Raw genomic sequence first — 15,269 nt, forward strand, 5'->3', positions numbered from 1 at the left:
GAGCCACGAGCCACGAGCCGCGAGCTGCGGGACACGAGCCTCGCGTTACGAGGCACGGGCTACGGGCAGGGCGTTGCAAGATGGCAGCGCCGGTGCATTATGCTACCGAAGCCCGAAGCCCGAAGCCCGAAGCCCGAAGCCCGAAGCTAGGCTGGCAGGGTTTAAAGCCGCACCACAATTGCCGATAATGGACGGCCGTGCCCGCTCAAGGCTCCGTTTCCATCATGCCCGCGCCCCGCCGCGAGTGCCTCGTCACCGCCGGTTCATCGGCCATTCGCAGGCCGGCGCCACAGGACAACCGACGCTTCATGAAAGAGACCATCGTTGCACTGCTCGAGGACGCCCTCGAGACGCTCAAGCAGCAAGGCACGCTGCCCGCTGACATCACCCCCACGATCAAGGTCGACCCTGCCCGCGACAAGGCTCACGGCGACTACGCCACCAACCTGGCGCTGGCGCTGGCCAAGCCTGCCGGCTGCAAGCCCCGAGACCTGGCCGAGGCACTGATCGCAGCACTTCCCGCCAGCGATGCCGTCGCCAAGGTCGAGATCGCCGGACCCGGCTTCGTCAATTTTTTCGCCGCCACGGATGCCGCCGCCCAGGTCGTGCGCCAGGTGCTCGACGCCGGCGATGCCTACGGGCGCAGCCTCACCGGCCAGGGCCGGAAAGTGCAGGTGGAGTTCGTCTCCGCCAATCCCACCGGCCCGCTGCACGTCGGCCACGGTCGCGGCGCGGCCATCGGCGACTGCCTGTGCCGGCTGCTCGAAGCCACCGGCCATGACGTCACCCGTGAGTTCTACTACAACGACGCCGGTGCACAGATCGCCAACCTGGCGCTCTCCGTACAGGCACGCGCCAGGGGCATCGAGCCAGGCAACGATGCCTGGCCCACCGACGGCTACCGCGGCGACTACATCGCCGAAGTGGCCAAGGACTACCTGGCCGGCCAGACCGTGCACGCCGATGACCGCCATGTCACCGCCAAGGGCGACCCGGAAGACCTCGATGCCATTCGCGAGTTCGCCGTGGCCTGGCTGCGCCGCGAGCAGGATCTCGACCTCAAGGCCTTCGGCGTCGAATTCGACGTCTACTTCCTGGAGTCCTCGCTCTACGAAGAAGGCAAGGTCGAGGCAGCAGTGGAGCGTCTGGTCGCGAACGGCCACACCTACGAGCAGGACGATGCCCTGTGGCTGCGCACCACCGACTTCGGTGACGACAAGGATCGCGTCATGCGCAAGTCCGATGGCAGCTACACCTACTTCCTGCCCGACGTGGCCTACCACCTGGACAAGTGGCAGCGCGGTTTCACCACCGTGATCAACGAGCAGGGCGCCGACCACCACTCCACGGTGACCCGGGTGCGCGCCGGCCTGCAGGCGCTGGAAGCGGGCATTCCTCAAGGCTGGCCCGACTACGTGCTTCACCAGATGGTGATGGTTACCCGCTCCGGCGTCGAAGTGAAGCTTTCCAAACGGGCCGGCAGCTATGTCACGGTGCGCGACCTGATCGACGAGGTGGGGCGCGATGCCACCCGCTTCTTCCTGGCCGCGCGGCGCGCCGACTCGCAGCTCACCTTCGACATCGACCTGGCGCGCTCGCAGTCCAACGACAATCCCGTCTACTACGTGCAGTACGCCCATGCGCGGGTGTGCAGCATGCTGCGCCGCGCCGAGAGCGATGGCACGCCCTTCGATCACGACCTGGCGATGGTCAGCCTGGCCCGCCTGGACGCCGACCAGGAAAAAGCGCTGTTCAACCGTCTGGCTCGCTTCCCCGAGGTGGTCTCTCATGCCGCCGCTGCTCGGGAACCTCAGCAGGTGGCCCAGTACCTGCTCGACCTGGCCGCCGACTTCCATACCTGCTACAACGCCGTGAAGGTGATGGTCGAGGATGACGAACTGCGCAACGCTCGCCTGGCCCTCGGCCTCGCGACCCGACAGGTGCTGCGCAATGGCCTCGACCTGATGGGCGTCAGCGCACCCGAGGAGATGTGATCCATGGCTCGCCGTCCTGCCCCCAACAAGCGCGGCGCCAGTACCCGCCGGCGCACCTCGCGGCGCCGGGAAGGCTGGCGCCTGCCCGGCTGGGCGTGGGGCCTCGCTGGTCTGGTAGCGGGTTTCCTGCTCGCCCAGCACCAGCACGGCACGGCTCCCTGGCAGGAAGGCCACGACTCGCCGCTGGCCACCCTGCTGCCACGTTCGGCACCGCCGGAGACGCCCGAGCCTGTGGCGCCCTCCCAGGAAGCCAGCGAGCCGCGCATGCCTACCTTCGAGTTCTATACCCTGCTGCCGGAGTCGGAGGTGATCGCCCCCCGCGGCGAAGTCGGCGCTCCAACGCCTCCGGCTTCACCCGACCGAGAGTCCCCCAGCGCCTCCGCCGAGGACGATCCCATCGCCCAGATCATCGCTGCCAACCAGGTTCCCGAGGCCTCACCGAATCGCAATGCCTCCGAGGGCAACGACGGCGCCGATGAAGCGGGCACCCGCTACATGCTGCAGGCCGCCTCCTTCCGCGAGTCCGACGATGCCGAACAGCTGCAGAATCGCCTGCGCAACCTCAGCCTGGTGGCCCAGGTCAGCCAGGTCCAGACCGGCGGCGGCGAAACCTGGCATCGCGTACAGGTGGGCCCCTACGACGACACCCGCGAACTCAACCGCGCCCAGGATCTGATGGTGACCCAGGGGATAGAGCCGCTGCTGATCCGCCTGCAAAACTAGGCAAGTCGCGATGCATTGCGGCACTCGGTTTCCTTGAATTCCACCCCCGCCGCCCACACTTCACCTGAAGTTCACTCAAGGCGTCCGCAGGCGCCGAAAGTCATCGGGAGCCGGAATCGAGCTCCCCGTTTCGGAGTTCTCTGAATGACCACCATCGTTTCCGTGCGCCGCGGCGATCAGGTCGCCCTGGCGGGTGACGGCCAGGTATCGCTGGGCAACACCGTGATGAAGGGCAACGCCAGCAAGGTACGGCGACTCTATCGCGGCGAGGTACTGGCCGGCTTTGCCGGTGGTACCGCCGATGCCTTCACCCTCTTCGAGCGCTTCGAAGCTCAGCTCGAGAAGCACCAGGGCAACCTGGTCAAGGCGGCCGTGGAGCTGGCCAAGGACTGGCGCACCGACCGTGCCCTGCGCCGTCTCGAGGCGCTGCTCGCCGTGGCCAACAAGGACGCCTCGCTGATCATCACCGGCAACGGCGACGTGGTGGAACCCGAGCGCGGCATCATCGCCATCGGCTCGGGCGGCAACTACGCCCTGGCCGCCGCCCGCGCCCTGCTCGAGAACACCGACCTCACGGCCCGCGAGATCACCGAGAAGTCGCTCGATATCGCCGGCGACATCTGCGTGTTCACCAACCACCACGTCACCCTCGAAGAGCTCTGATCATGACCCAGATGACCCCTCGCGAGATCGTCCACGCCCTGGACCAGTACATCATCGGGCAGCAGGAGGCCAAGCGTGCCGTGGCCATCGCCCTGCGCAACCGCTGGCGGCGCATGCAGCTCGACGACGACCTGCGCACCGAGGTGACGCCCAAGAACATCCTGATGATCGGCCCCACCGGGGTGGGCAAGACCGAGATCGCCCGCCGTCTGGCCAAGCTGGCCCGCGCGCCCTTCATCAAGGTCGAGGCGACCAAGTTCACCGAGGTGGGCTACGTGGGCCGCGACGTCGAATCCATCGTGCGCGACCTCACCGAGGCGGCCTTCAAGCTGGTACGCGAACACGCCAAGGAAGAGGTGCGTCACCGCGCCGAGGACGCCGCCGAGGATCGCATCCTCGATGCCCTGCTACCGCCGCCCCGTGGCCAGGAGGACCAGCCGCGCCAGGACAGCGGCACCCGTCAGACCTTCCGCAAGAAGCTCCGCGAAGGGCAGCTCGACGACAAGGAAATCGACATCGAGATCACTCCCCAGGGCCCGGGCATCGACATCATGACGCCGCCGGGCATGGAAGAGATGACCAGCCAGTTGCAGAACCTGTTCGCCGGCATGGGCAAGCAGAAGACCGAGACCCGACGCGTGGCGGTGAAGGACGCCTTCGCTCTGCTGCGCGACGAGGAGGCCGCCAAGCTGGTCAACGAGGAGGAGATCAAGCACCGTGCCATCGAGGCGGTGGAACAGCACGGCATCGTCTTCCTCGACGAGATCGACAAGGTCGCCAAGGGCAGCGGCCAGTCGAGCGGCGGCGAGGTCTCCCGCGAAGGCGTGCAGCGCGATCTGCTGCCGCTGATCGAGGGTTCCACGGTCTCCACCAAGCACGGCATGGTGCGCACCGACCACATTCTGTTCATCGCCTCGGGCGCCTTCCATCTGTCGCGCCCCTCTGACCTGATACCCGAACTGCAGGGCCGGCTGCCGATCCGCGTCGAGCTCGATGCCCTCTCCCCCGACGACTTCAAGCGTATCCTCACCGAGCCTTCCGCCTCGCTGACCAAGCAGTATCAGGCACTGCTCGCCACCGAAGGGCTCGAGGTCGAATTCACCGCTGACGGCATCGAGCGCATCGCCGAGATCGCCTGGAAGGTCAACGAGGGCACCGAGAACATCGGCGCACGGCGGCTACACACGGTCATGGAACGCCTGCTCGAGGAGGCCTCGTTCCAGGGCTCGGGCATCGGCAGCCCCCTGACCATCGACGCCGCCTACGTAGACTCACAGCTCGGCGAACTGGCCATGGACGAAGACCTGTCGCGGTACATTCTGTAGCCGCGCGCTTCGGGCTTCGGGCCACGAGCCGCTCGAAGCTCGAAGCTCGAAGCTCGAAGCTCGAAGCTCGAAGCCAGGAGACGACTATGCCCGCCCCCATTCCCAGCAACGTTCACTACCACAAGCAGGCCCGCGAGCTCGAACTCAGCTACGAGGACGGCGAGAGCTACCGGTTGTCGGTGGAGTACCTGCGGGTCTTCTCGCCGTCCGCCGAGGTACGCGGCCACGGCCGCGGCCAGGAGACGCTGCAGGTCGGCAAGAAGTTCGTGGGGCTCAAGAACATCACGCCCACCGGGCGCTATGCGCTCAAGCTGCACTTCGACGACGGCCACGACAGCGGCCTGTTCAGTTGGGACTACCTGTGGTGGCTGATCGAGAATCGCGAAACCAACTGGGCCGACTACCTGCAGCGCCTGGAGGAGGCCGGTGCCAGCCGCGAGCCGCTGGGCATCGAGATCAAGCAACTTTGAGTTGCCCGGTCTCGATACCGAAAGCCTCCGGGGGCAGGTCGTAGAGGGGGTCCTGCGCCAGGGATGGCGCCGGTAGCGTACAGGGATGTATTAACAGCGCCCCCTCAGAGACCTGTCGCCGGGGTAGTGCCGAGCGGAGCCCTCTCCCGTCAAGACAATCGCCGCCGGGGAAGGCTACAATATCGCGCATTCGAGGCCGGCAGGCCTGTCGATCACCGCAGCGATTCGGGAGCCCCACGGCATGAGCCCCAGCGACAAGCGCACCACCCACTTCGGCTACCAGGAAGTCCCGGTCGAGGAAAAGGCCTCGCGAGTGGCCCATGTCTTCCACTCCGTGGCGGCCCGTTACGACGTCATGAACGATCTGATGTCGCTGGGCATCCATCGCCTGTGGAAGCGCCTCACCATCGAGCGCGCCGGCGTGCGCCCCGGCCATAGCGTACTCGACATCGCCGGCGGCACCGGCGATCTGACCCTCAAGTTCTCGCGCCTGGTGGGGCCGCGCGGGCGCGTGGTGCTGGCCGACATCAACGAGTCGATGCTGCGCGTGGGGCGCGACAAACTGCTCGACAGCGGCGTGGGCGGCAACGTCGAGTACGTCCAGGCCAACGCCGAGACCCTGCCGTTTCCCGACAACACCTTCGACTGCATCACCATCGCTTTCGGGCTGCGTAACGTTACCGACAAGGACGCCGCGCTGCGTTCCATGACCCGCGTACTCAAGCCCGGGGGACGCCTGCTGGTGCTGGAGTTCTCCCAGCCGGTCAATCCGCTGCTCTCCAAGGCCTACGACGAGTACTCCTTCCGCCTGCTGCCGCGCATGGGCCAGTTGGTGGCCGGCGACGCCGACAGCTACCGCTATCTGGCCGAGTCGATCCGCGTGCATCCCGACCAGGAGACCCTCAAGAGCATGATGGAAGCCGCCGGTCTGGAGCGGGTGGAATACACCAACCTCACTGGCGGCATCGTCGCCCTGCACCGCGGCATCAAGCTGTGATGGTGTTGCTGGCCGGCATCGAGCGCACGCTCAACGCCCTTCTCGCCCGCGATCCTGCCGCCCCGGCGCGTCTGGCTCGGCTGGCCGGCAGCCGCATCGTGCTGCGTCTCGAGCAGCCCCGATTCGAGCTGCTAATGGCCTTCCATGCCCAGGGCGTGGACCTGTTGCGCCTGGAGGTCGACGCCGAAACGACCGCCGATGCCGTGGTGGAACTCGACACCGAGGCCCTCGGCGAGCTGCTGGGCGGCGCCTCCGTGGAGCGACTGATGTTTCAGGGCCGGATCGGCGTACGTGGCCAAGTCCACCGGCTCGAAGCGGCTCGCGAGCTACTGCTCGATCTCGATCTGGATTGGGAAGCCGAGCTTGCCCATTGGCTCGGCGACGTGCCGGCTCACAGCCTCGCCGAGGGAGTGCGCGGACTGGCGCAGTGGGGAGCGCGTACGCGTCGCGAGCTTACCGCCGATATCGCCGAATACGTCTTCGAAGAGGCACGCCTGCTTCCCGGACGCCATCAGCTCGAGAATCTCCGCGATCACCTCACCGAACTGGAAGTGGCCACCGACCGGCTGGAGGCACGCCTGGCCCGGCTGCGCCGCCGTCTCGACGCTGGGGTGGACTCATGATGGCGCTGCGACTTTTCCGCATCTTCTGGGTGATCACGCGCTATCGCCTCGACACCCTGCTGCCGATGGAGCGTCTGCCCTGGCCGTTGCGCATGCTGTTCGCCCTCTCGCCGCTGCGGCTGGTACCGATCGGCCAGCACTCCCGCGGCGAACGCCTGCGTCTGGCCCTGGAATCGCTGGGTCCCATCTTCGTCAAGTTCGGCCAGCTGCTCTCCACGCGGCGCGACCTGCTGCCGGAAGACGTCGCCGACGAGCTCAAGCGCCTGCAGGACCAGGTTCCCCCCTTCCCCGGCTCCGAGGCCCGTGCACTGGTCGAGGAGGAGCTGGAATTGCCGCTGAACCTCGCCTTCGCCCACTTCGAGCCCGAGCCACTGGCCTCGGCGTCCATCGCCCAGGTGCACGCCGCCCGGATGCACAGCGGTGAGGAGGTGGTGGTCAAGATCATCCGTCCCGGCATCGAACGCGTGATGCGCCAGGACATGGCGCTGATGTACCGCTTCGCCGCCGTTCTGGCACGCATTCCCGAAGCGCGTCGGCTGCGTCCCGTGGAAGTGGTGCGCGACTACGAAGCCACGCTGTTCGACGAGCTCGACCTCTACAAGGAGGCCGCGAACACGTCCCAGCTCAAGCGCAACTTCAAGGAGTCGCCGCTGCTGTTCGTGCCCGCTATCCACTGGACGCACACGCGGCGCCGAGTAATGGTCCAGGAACGCATCTACGGCATCCCGGTGGCCGACACGGCCGCGCTGAAGGCCCAGGGTACCGACCTCAAGAAGCTCGCCGAGCGAGGCGTCGAGATCTTCTTCACTCAGGTATTCCGCGACAACTTCTTCCATGCCGACATGCATCCCGGCAACATCTTCGTTTCCCGCAAGCACCCTACCGACCCCCAGTACATCGCCATCGACTGCGGCATCGTCGGCAGCCTCACACGTGAAGACCAGGACTACTTGGCACGCAACCTGCTGGCGTTCTTCCATCAGGATTACTACGAAGTGGCGGCCCTGCACATCGAGTCCGGGTGGGTGAGCGAGGATACCCGCGCCAACGAATTCGCGGCCGCCATTCGCACCGTGTGCGAGCCGATCCTCGAAAAACCGCTCAAGGACATCTCCTTCGGTCAGGTGCTGCTGGGTCTCTTCCAGACCGCGCGGCGCTTCAACATGGAGGTGCAGCCGCAACTGGTTCTGCTGCAGAAGACTCTGCTCAACATCGAGGGGCTGGGACGCCAGCTCTATCCGGACCTCGACCTGTGGACCACCGCCAAACCCTACTTGGAGCGCTGGATGAAGGAGCGCGCCGGAGCCGGAGGCCTGTGGGAATCGCTCAAGCGCCAGGCCCCGGAACTGTCGCGCCAGTTGCCGGAGCTTCCGGTACTCGCCCATCAGGCGCTCACCCAGGTCGAACACGAACGGCGCCAGCGCCATCATCAAGCCAATGCCGTGACTCGCATCGGCGCCGAACTCCAGCAGGGGCGTCGCAGCCGGCGCCGCCTGCGCCTGGGCCTGATGCTGATCGCACTCGCTCTGGCCTGGCAGCCACTGACCCAATGGGCCGCCGACCAGCCCTTGGCGGTACTGGGCGCCGGCATCATCGGCGTTGGCCTGCTGCTCTGGCACTAGACTCTGTCCGCAACGTCGGCGAGCGCAGCTAGCTTTCGGGCGAAGCCGAACCTTGATCCACCGCAATCGGAGCGTCTGACATGAGTGATATTCTCGACGAACTCTTCGACGTGCTGGCAAGCCGCCGCAGCGCCGATCCCGCCGAGTCCTACGTCGCAAGCTTGCATCACCGCGGGCTGAACAAGATACTCGAGAAAGTGGGCGAAGAAGCGACTGAAACCCTGCTGGCAGCCAAGGATGCCGAGGGGGGCGGCAATGTCGAGCGCCAAGCGTTGATCGCCGAAACGGCCGACCTGTGGTTTCATAGCCTGGTGATGCTGTCGCATCTGGGGCTCGACCACCGCGACGTTCTCGACGAACTGGGCCAACGCTTCGGCATTTCCGGGCACGAAGAGAAGGCCGCAAGGTCAAAGTGAACCCGACGTTCCGGCATGACCGGAAACCCGAACCAGAGGAAACCTTCATGTTAGGTGGCATCAGTATCTGGCAACTGCTGATCGTACTCGGCATCATCATCCTGATCTTCGGCACCAAGAAGCTGCGCAACGTGGGCAGTGACCTGGGTGGCGCCGTCAAAGGCTTCAAGCAGGCCGTCAACGAAGAGGACAAGCAGAAAGAGGAAGAAAACTCCCAGGCCAAGGTCACTCACGAGGAGACGCCCAACACCTATGACGTGCGGGCCGAAGAGAAGACCGAGGACAAGGTCGAGGACCGGGAAGAGCGCAAGTAAGCCGCCATGTTCGATATCGGCTTTCTCGAACTGCTGTTGCTCGGCATCGTCGGGCTGCTGGTGCTCGGCCCCGAGCGGCTGCCCAAGGCTGCGCGCACCCTCGGACTGTGGGTCGGCAAGGTCAAGCGTACCGTGTCGGGCATGCAGAAGGAGATCAACGCCCAACTCGAAGCCGAGGAACTGCGTCAGAAGCTCAAGGATCAGCAGAGCAAACTCGACGAGAGCCTGGGCAAGGCCAAACGCGACGTGGAAAGCCTCGCCGAGGAGCCTGCTCCACAGAGGCGCAACGACCCGGCGTCCGGCGAAAACGCGTCCAAACCGGCCGCAGATCGCCTCGACGACGCCCTGACCGGCGTCAAGGACGACACTGCTTCCGCTGACGACAAGAGGGATGCCTCGTCCCGATGAGCGACCCCAACGACAAGCCGAACCTGGCTCAGGCTCCGCTGATCGAGCACCTGGTGGAGCTCCGCTCGCGCCTTCTCCGCGCGGTGGTGGCGATCCTGGTGATCTTCCTGGCGCTCTATGCCTTTGCCAACGACATCTACACCTTCGTGGCGCAGCCGCTCATGGCACTGCTTCCCGAGGGGTCGCAGATGATCGCCACGGAAGTGGCCTCGCCGTTCCTGGCCCCCTTCAAGCTGACCCTGGTCGTGGCCGTGTTCGCCGCCATCCCTTACGTGTTGCACCAGGCCTGGTCCTTCGTGGCGCCCGGCCTCTACGACAACGAAAAAGCCCTGGCCATGCCGATACTGGCCTCCAGCGTGGCACTCTTCTACGCCGGGGCCGCCTTCGCCTACTTCGCGGTCTTCCCGCTGCTGTTCGAGTTCTTCACCCAGACCGGGCCGGAGGACGTGGCAGTGATGACCGACATCAACCAGTACCTGAACTTCGTCCTCAAGCTGTTCTTCGCCTTCGGGGTGGCCTTCGAGATTCCCATCGCCACCTTCCTGTTGATCGTCTCCGGCGCCACCACGGTGGAAAGCCTCTCCAAGAAGCGGCCCTACATCGTGCTGGGCTGTTTCGTGGTGGGCATGCTACTCACCCCGCCGGACGTGATCTCGCAGAGTCTGCTGGCCATTCCCATGTACCTGCTCTACGAGATCGGTCTGCTATTCGGCCGCTTTGCACGCCGCAAGAAGCGCGAGGCGGAAGACGACTCTTGAGCGATAAGCTTTAAGCTGTAAGCCATAAAAAAACCCCCAAGGCTCGATGCTCTGGAGGTTTAACTGACGGCTTATAGCTTACAGCTCCCGGCGCAGCCGGGTCACAGGTCCATCATCTCGTCGATGCGGTCGACCAGCTTGAAGATGCCGGTGGCCGCCTCGCTGATGCGGGTGGCGAGCATGTAGCCCGGGGTCGACACGACACGATTTTCGAAGTCCACCACGATGTCCTCCACGCCGCAGCTGCGGTGCAGCCCGCCCATGGCGCTGATCGCGCCGGCAACGCCGGGATCGTGACCCACGGTGACGGCCACGCCCGGGCCCAGCAGCTTGGGAGACAACGCCGGTGCGATGCACATCAGGCCGATGGGCTTGCGCTCAGCGTGGAACTCCCCTATCACCTCCGCCAGCATCTCGAGCACTTCCATGTCGCTGCCGGCCGCGGCGAAATTCGACAGTGTCTTGGCAGCGCCGAAACCGCCAGGCAGGATCACCGCATCGTAGTCTTCGGCATCCAGCGTCTCGAGAGGCGCGATATCGCCACGCGCCAGACGCGCCGCCTCGACCAGCACATTACGGCTTTCTCCGTCGACCGCTTCGCCTCGGCAATGGTCGACCACCTCCTGCTGAGGCACGTTCGGGGCGAAACAGTGATACCCGATACCCAACTGGTCGAGCCGCAGCAGCGTCAGCGTCGTTTCGTAGATCTCCGAACCGTCCTGAACGCCGCAGCCCGACAGGATGACCGCCACCTGTTTACTCATGCTTCTCTCCTCCACTGAGCGGCCCGCCCGAGGGAAGTCCGCAACCGTCGCTTTGAAGCCAACACTGTAGAGAGTCGTGCCGGGTGCGACAAGGCGCGGCTTCCGGCACTCTGCGACACTGATATACTCGTTGTCACGATCCACTTGTCATCGAATCGTCATCTTCAGCGCCTAGACTGGCCGGGTGGCGTTTCGAGACACCAGCCGGAGAAGCACCTTGAGTTTCCTGATACCGCGCCAGTTTCCTGCCACACGCATGCGCCGCATGCGCCGCGATGATTTCTCCCGCCGTCTGATGCGCGAATCCACCCTGACCGCCGCCGACCTGATCTGGCCGGTGTTCGTGCAGGAGGGAGACGCTCGACGCGAGGCGGTACCCTCCATGCCCGGCGTCGAACGGCTATCGCTGGACCTGTTGATCGAGGAGGCCCGCGAGGCCTACCAGCTCGGCATTCCTGCTCTGGCCTTGTTCCCCGTGGTCGACCCGGCGCACAAAAGCGAGCTGGCCGAGGAGGCCTATCATTCGGGCGGCCTGGTGCAGCGCAGCGTACGCGCCCTCAAGGAAGCCGTGCCCGAGCTCGGCGTGATCACCGACGTAGCGCTGGACCCCTACACCAGCCATGGTCAGGACGGCATCCTCGACGACAGCGGCTACGTGCTCAACGACCGCACCGTGGAAACGCTGCTCAAGCAGGCGCTCTCCCACGCCGAGGCCGGCGCCGACGTCGTCGCCCCCTCGGACATGATGGACGGGCGTATCGGAGAGATCCGCCAGGTACTGGAGCAGGAGCACCTGCCCAACGTGCGCATCATGGCCTACAGCGCCAAGTACGCCTCGAACTACTACGGCCCCTTCCGCGATGCCGTGGGTTCGGCCGCCAATCTGGGCAAGGCGGATAAACGCACCTACCAGATGGATCCGGCCAACGGCAACGAGGCACTGCACGAGGTGGCCATGGACATCGCCGAGGGCGCCGACATGGTGATGGTCAAGCCCGGCATGCCCTACCTGGACGTGGTACGCCGCGTGAAAGAAGAGCTCGAGGTGCCCACCTACGCTTACCAGGTGAGTGGCGAGTACGCCATGCACATGGCCGCTTTCGAGAACGGCTGGCTGGATGCCGACTCGGTGATCCTCGAATCGCTGCTCTGCTTCAAGCGTGCCGGCGCCGATGGCGTGCTGACCTATTTCGCCAAGCGCGCGGCACGAATGCTCGCCCAGTGACCGGAAGGCTGTGCCCTTCCGGCTCGACGATGAGAGGAACCATGGAAGACTCGCACAGCCATTCTGCGTCCGGTACGCCACCACAACGGGCCAGCGATGCACCACCGCCGGTCGAAACCGCCGGCGAGCCGGTTACGCCCCGACTCAACCAGACGGGAACCGGGATCAAGCCCAAGGCGATCCCCGACCCGGAAGCCGACCTCGGCGACCCGAGCCTGTACTTCAATCGCGAACTCTCTCACCTGCAGTTCAATATCCGCGTTCTGGAACAGGCCCTCGACGAAGCGCACCCGCTGCTCAACCGGCTGATGTTCCTACTGATTTTCTCGTCGAACATGGACGAGTTCTTCGAGATTCGCGTGGCCGGCCTAAAGCACCAGATCGCTCTAGGAGACGAATCCACCGGTGCCGACGGCCGCTCCCCACGCTCGGTCCTGAGCGAGATCAGCGAACTGGCCCACGCCCAGGTGGCACGCCAGTACCAGATCCTCAACGATTCGCTGATTCCCGCGCTGGAGGCCCACGGACTGCGCTTTCGTCGTCGGGGTGAATGGACTGCCGAGCAACGCCGCTGGGTACGCGACTATTTCGAAGCCGAGATCATGCCGGTGATAAGCCCCATCGGCCTGGACCCTTCGCACCCCTTTCCGAGGCTGGTCAACAAGAGCCTCAACTTCATCGTCGAACTCGAGGGAAAAGATGCCTTCGGTCGCGAGGGGGGCTTGGCGATACTGCCCGCGCCTCGCTCGCTGCCACGGGTGATCGCCCTGCCAGATGCCTTGTGCGCCGACGGCTTTCGCGAGTTCGTGTTTCTCTCGTCCATGATTCACGCCCACGCCGAGGAGCTATTCCCCGGCATGGCGGTGCGAGGCCTCTACCAGTTCCGTCTGACCCGCAACGCCGATCTCTCGGTGGATCCGGAGGAGGTTTCCGACCTGGCCTCGGCACTGCGTGGCGAACTGCTGGCCCGCCGCTACGGCAGCGGGGTACGCCTGGAAGTGGCCGATAACTGCCCCGAGGAACTGGCCGCCTTTCTGCTCAAGCAGTTCGAGCTCGAGGAAGCCGACCTGTATCGCGTGAGCGGCCCGGTCAACCTGACGCGCATGATGTCGGTGCTCGGCGAGGTCGACCGCCCGGACCTGCTCTATCGCCCTTTCACGCCCGGCATTCCCAAGTCCTTGCTGCGCAAGGAGAGCCTATTCGCCGCCATTGCCGCCGGTGACATCCTCCTCCACCACCCTTTCCAGGCATTCACGCCGGTCGAGGACCTGCTGCACGAAGCGGCACGCGACCCCAACGTGCTGGCCATCAAGCAGACGCTCTACCGTACCGGTGCCGACTCCTCCATCGTCAACGCCCTGGTGGAGGCCGCCAGCAACGCCAAGGAAGTCACGGTGGTGATCGAACTGCGTGCACGCTTCGACGAGGCCGACAACCTGGCGCTGGCCTCGCGGTTGCAGGAGGCTGGCGCCATCGTCATCTATGGGGTGATGGCCTACAAGACCCACGCCAAGATGGTGCACATCGTACGTCGCGAGCGTGGCAAGCTGCGCCACTACGCTCACCTCGGCACCGGCAACTACCACGCCAAGACGGCCAAGTTGTACACCGACTACAGCCTGCTCACGGCCAATCCGACGCTGTGCGCCGACGTGCACAAGGTCTTCCAGCAGCTCTCCGGCATGGGCCGTGCCCGACACATCGAAACGCTGCTGCATGCCCCCTTCACGCTGCATGAGAGACTGGTGGCGATGATCGACCGCGAGGCGGAGCATGCCCGCCGCGGAAGGCGCGCCCATCTGATCGTCAAGTGCAACTCGTTGACCGAGCCCAAGTTGATTCAGGCCCTCTATCGCGCCTCCCAAGCCGGTGTGGAATGCGACTTGATCATCCGCGGCATGTGTTGTCTGCGCCCCGGCGTGCCCGGCATCTCGGAAACCATTCGCGTACGCTCGGTCATCGGCCGCTTTCTCGAGCACACTCGGGTCATCCACTTCCACAACGATGGCAAGCCCGAAACCTGGTGCTCGAGCGCCGACTTCATGGCACGCAACATGTTCCACCGCGTGGAAACGGCCTTTCCGCTGCGCGACAGGAAGCTGGCGGCCCGAGTGCGCAAGGACCTGGAAACCTATCTGGTGGACAACTGCCAGAGCTGGCTCTTGCAGCCCGACGGCACCTATCGCCGCCCCCAGCGCGGCGACAGCGCCCCGATCAGTGCCCAGGAGACACTGCTCTACGCCTACGCCGCCAAGGCGTGACAATCAGGCGTTAGCCTACCTCTTGCGGAAGGCGCGCAAATCCTCCGGATCGAATCCCTCGACCCGTTCGGGCAGGCCCTTTTCATGGCGTAGTTGCCGCACACGCAACCGCTCGGCCAACAGTTCGCTGTCGTCGTCGAGGGTGCGGCCGTTGAGCTCGGCGAGCTGGGCCATGCCCTGGTGGTAGGCGGTCAGCAGGTGCAAGGCGACGTCGTTGCCCTCCTCCACGCCACGGCGCAGGCTCGCGAGGTAGCCGCTGAGGCGCGACAAGTGGTGCTTGAGCTGCCACACGTAGCGCATTTCCGCCATCCAGGGACGCTCGCGCAGCACGGCGAATACCAGGCTGGTGGCCATCAGGCCGAGCAGCACCCCCAACGCATTGAGCCACAGGCTGGAGCCGAACGTCACGGTGAGCAGCTGCGCCAACAACAGGCCGAAGACGATCAGCTGTCCGGCCATGGCCACGCTGATGATGCGCGCCTTGCGCCGGTAGGTGTCGGGGTCGTGGTCCTCGAAGGTGAACGGCATGTCAGGTTCCTTGGGGCGGTCGGGAATGGCGCGATTATCCCGACATCGTCCGCCCGGGTACAGGACCAACCACGGGTTCCGGCAACAGGCCTACGGGGAGGCGCTGTGAATACCTCCCTGTACGCTACCGACGCCCTGTTTCGCTCTCGCGTCCTGCTTCGCTTACAGGACCGGTGCT

The 15,269-nt window shown here is 65.3% G+C and carries 16 protein-coding genes; 14 read left to right on the forward strand and 2 right to left on the reverse strand.

The genetic code is table 11. The annotated features are described in order from the left end of the window. Nucleotides 1-308 precede the first annotated feature (308 nt). The 12 genes from argS (at nucleotide 309) to tatC (ending at nucleotide 10,313) form a co-directional block, all read left to right on the forward strand. Nucleotides 309-1,994, forward strand: a complete 1,686-nt coding sequence (gene argS, locus GFD32_RS17325) for an arginine--tRNA ligase (RefSeq protein WP_163577834.1) — start codon at nucleotides 309-311, stop codon at nucleotides 1,992-1,994. Nucleotides 1,995-1,997: 3 nt separating this feature from the next. After that, nucleotides 1,998-2,717, forward strand: coding sequence for an SPOR domain-containing protein (locus GFD32_RS17330; protein WP_163577835.1), 720 nt, complete (start codon nucleotides 1,998-2,000; stop codon nucleotides 2,715-2,717). A 144-nt stretch (nucleotides 2,718-2,861) separates the two neighbouring features. Continuing rightward, nucleotides 2,862-3,380: an ATP-dependent protease subunit HslV gene (gene hslV / locus GFD32_RS17335; protein ID WP_089683830.1), complete on the forward strand. Its 519-nt coding sequence runs from the start codon at nucleotides 2,862-2,864 to the stop codon at nucleotides 3,378-3,380. A gap of 2 nt (nucleotides 3,381-3,382) precedes the next feature. Then, the gene (gene hslU / locus GFD32_RS17340; RefSeq protein ID WP_163577836.1) at nucleotides 3,383-4,705 is read left to right on the forward strand and encodes an ATP-dependent protease ATPase subunit HslU; all 1,323 of its coding nucleotides are present in this window, start codon (nucleotides 3,383-3,385) and stop codon (nucleotides 4,703-4,705) included. An 86-nt stretch (nucleotides 4,706-4,791) separates the two neighbouring features. Beyond that, entirely contained in the window at nucleotides 4,792-5,175 is a 384-nt protein-coding gene (locus GFD32_RS17345) for a gamma-butyrobetaine hydroxylase-like domain-containing protein (protein ID WP_163577837.1), read from the forward strand. A gap of 241 nt (nucleotides 5,176-5,416) precedes the next feature. After that, on the forward strand, nucleotides 5,417-6,172 hold the full coding sequence (ubiE, locus tag GFD32_RS17350; RefSeq protein ID WP_163577838.1) for a bifunctional demethylmenaquinone methyltransferase/2-methoxy-6-polyprenyl-1,4-benzoquinol methylase UbiE: 756 nt from the start codon (nucleotides 5,417-5,419) through the stop codon (nucleotides 6,170-6,172). Further along, on the forward strand, nucleotides 6,172-6,795 hold the full coding sequence (locus tag GFD32_RS17355) for a ubiquinone biosynthesis accessory factor UbiJ (RefSeq protein WP_163577947.1): 624 nt from the start codon (nucleotides 6,172-6,174) through the stop codon (nucleotides 6,793-6,795). The genes ubiE and GFD32_RS17355 overlap by 1 nt, the downstream gene beginning before the upstream one ends. Beyond that, on the forward strand, nucleotides 6,795-8,417 hold the full coding sequence (gene ubiB / locus GFD32_RS17360; RefSeq protein WP_163577948.1) for a ubiquinone biosynthesis regulatory protein kinase UbiB: 1,623 nt from the start codon (nucleotides 6,795-6,797) through the stop codon (nucleotides 8,415-8,417). The genes GFD32_RS17355 and ubiB overlap by 1 nt, the downstream gene beginning before the upstream one ends. Before the next feature lie 80 nt (nucleotides 8,418-8,497). Further along, entirely contained in the window at nucleotides 8,498-8,833 is a 336-nt protein-coding gene (locus GFD32_RS17365) for a phosphoribosyl-ATP diphosphatase (RefSeq protein ID WP_163577839.1), read from the forward strand. 47 nt (nucleotides 8,834-8,880) lie between these two features. Then, nucleotides 8,881-9,147 carry a Sec-independent protein translocase subunit TatA gene (gene tatA / locus GFD32_RS17370; RefSeq protein WP_163577840.1) on the forward strand — a complete coding sequence of 89 codons (267 nt, stop codon included), beginning with the start codon at nucleotides 8,881-8,883 and terminating at the stop codon, nucleotides 9,145-9,147. Between the two features lie 6 nt (nucleotides 9,148-9,153). Then, entirely contained in the window at nucleotides 9,154-9,555 is a 402-nt protein-coding gene (gene tatB / locus GFD32_RS17375) for a Sec-independent protein translocase protein TatB (protein WP_163577841.1), read from the forward strand. Then, on the forward strand, nucleotides 9,552-10,313 hold the full coding sequence (tatC, locus tag GFD32_RS17380; RefSeq protein WP_163577842.1) for a twin-arginine translocase subunit TatC: 762 nt from the start codon (nucleotides 9,552-9,554) through the stop codon (nucleotides 10,311-10,313). Before tatB ends, tatC begins: the two co-directional genes overlap by 4 nt. Before the next feature lie 101 nt (nucleotides 10,314-10,414). On the opposite strand, the gene elbB is transcribed toward tatC, so the two are convergent. After that, nucleotides 10,415-11,077, reverse strand: coding sequence for an isoprenoid biosynthesis glyoxalase ElbB (gene elbB / locus GFD32_RS17385; protein ID WP_163577843.1), 663 nt, complete (start codon nucleotides 11,075-11,077; stop codon nucleotides 10,415-10,417). A gap of 217 nt (nucleotides 11,078-11,294) precedes the next feature. On the opposite strand from elbB, the gene hemB reads away from it, so the two are divergent. Beyond that, the gene (gene hemB, locus GFD32_RS17390) at nucleotides 11,295-12,302 is read left to right on the forward strand and encodes a porphobilinogen synthase (protein ID WP_163577844.1); all 1,008 of its coding nucleotides are present in this window, start codon (nucleotides 11,295-11,297) and stop codon (nucleotides 12,300-12,302) included. A gap of 41 nt (nucleotides 12,303-12,343) precedes the next feature. Next, complete coding sequence (gene ppk1 / locus GFD32_RS17395; protein ID WP_163577845.1) at nucleotides 12,344-14,563, forward strand: polyphosphate kinase 1; 2,220 nt, start codon at nucleotides 12,344-12,346, stop codon at nucleotides 14,561-14,563. 15 nt (nucleotides 14,564-14,578) lie between these two features. Here ppk1 and GFD32_RS17400 read toward each other — a convergent pair whose 3' ends face one another. Beyond that, nucleotides 14,579-15,091: a DUF3087 family protein gene (locus GFD32_RS17400; RefSeq protein ID WP_163577846.1), complete on the reverse strand. Its 513-nt coding sequence runs from the start codon at nucleotides 15,089-15,091 to the stop codon at nucleotides 14,579-14,581. Between the last annotated feature and the right edge of the window lie 178 nt (nucleotides 15,092-15,269).

Source organism: Halomonas faecis, assembly GCF_010993975.1.
Lineage (GTDB): Bacteria > Pseudomonadota > Gammaproteobacteria > Pseudomonadales > Halomonadaceae > Halomonas > Halomonas faecis.

Excerpts from the sequence above, each read along its gene's own strand:
- elbB (WP_163577843.1), bottom strand. The coding sequence starts at position 11,077 with ATGAGTAAACAGGTGGCGGTCATCCTGTCGGGCTGCGGCGTTCAGGAC.
- hslU (WP_163577836.1), top strand. The coding sequence starts at position 3,383 with ATGACCCAGATGACCCCTCGCGAGATCGTCCACGCCCTGGACCAGTAC.
- GFD32_RS17400 (WP_163577846.1), bottom strand. The coding sequence starts at position 15,091 with ATGCCGTTCACCTTCGAGGACCACGACCCCGACACCTACCGGCGCAAG.
- hslV (WP_089683830.1), top strand. The coding sequence starts at position 2,862 with ATGACCACCATCGTTTCCGTGCGCCGCGGCGATCAGGTCGCCCTGGCG.
- tatC (WP_163577842.1), top strand. The coding sequence starts at position 9,552 with ATGAGCGACCCCAACGACAAGCCGAACCTGGCTCAGGCTCCGCTGATC.
- GFD32_RS17365 (WP_163577839.1), top strand. The coding sequence starts at position 8,498 with ATGAGTGATATTCTCGACGAACTCTTCGACGTGCTGGCAAGCCGCCGC.
- ppk1 (WP_163577845.1), top strand. The coding sequence starts at position 12,344 with ATGGAAGACTCGCACAGCCATTCTGCGTCCGGTACGCCACCACAACGG.
- GFD32_RS17345 (WP_163577837.1), top strand. The coding sequence starts at position 4,792 with ATGCCCGCCCCCATTCCCAGCAACGTTCACTACCACAAGCAGGCCCGC.
- argS (WP_163577834.1), top strand. The coding sequence starts at position 309 with ATGAAAGAGACCATCGTTGCACTGCTCGAGGACGCCCTCGAGACGCTC.
- ubiB (WP_163577948.1), top strand. The coding sequence starts at position 6,795 with ATGGCGCTGCGACTTTTCCGCATCTTCTGGGTGATCACGCGCTATCGC.
- GFD32_RS17355 (WP_163577947.1), top strand. The coding sequence starts at position 6,172 with ATGGTGTTGCTGGCCGGCATCGAGCGCACGCTCAACGCCCTTCTCGCC.
- tatA (WP_163577840.1), top strand. The coding sequence starts at position 8,881 with ATGTTAGGTGGCATCAGTATCTGGCAACTGCTGATCGTACTCGGCATC.
- GFD32_RS17330 (WP_163577835.1), top strand. The coding sequence starts at position 1,998 with ATGGCTCGCCGTCCTGCCCCCAACAAGCGCGGCGCCAGTACCCGCCGG.
- tatB (WP_163577841.1), top strand. The coding sequence starts at position 9,154 with ATGTTCGATATCGGCTTTCTCGAACTGCTGTTGCTCGGCATCGTCGGG.
- ubiE (WP_163577838.1), top strand. The coding sequence starts at position 5,417 with ATGAGCCCCAGCGACAAGCGCACCACCCACTTCGGCTACCAGGAAGTC.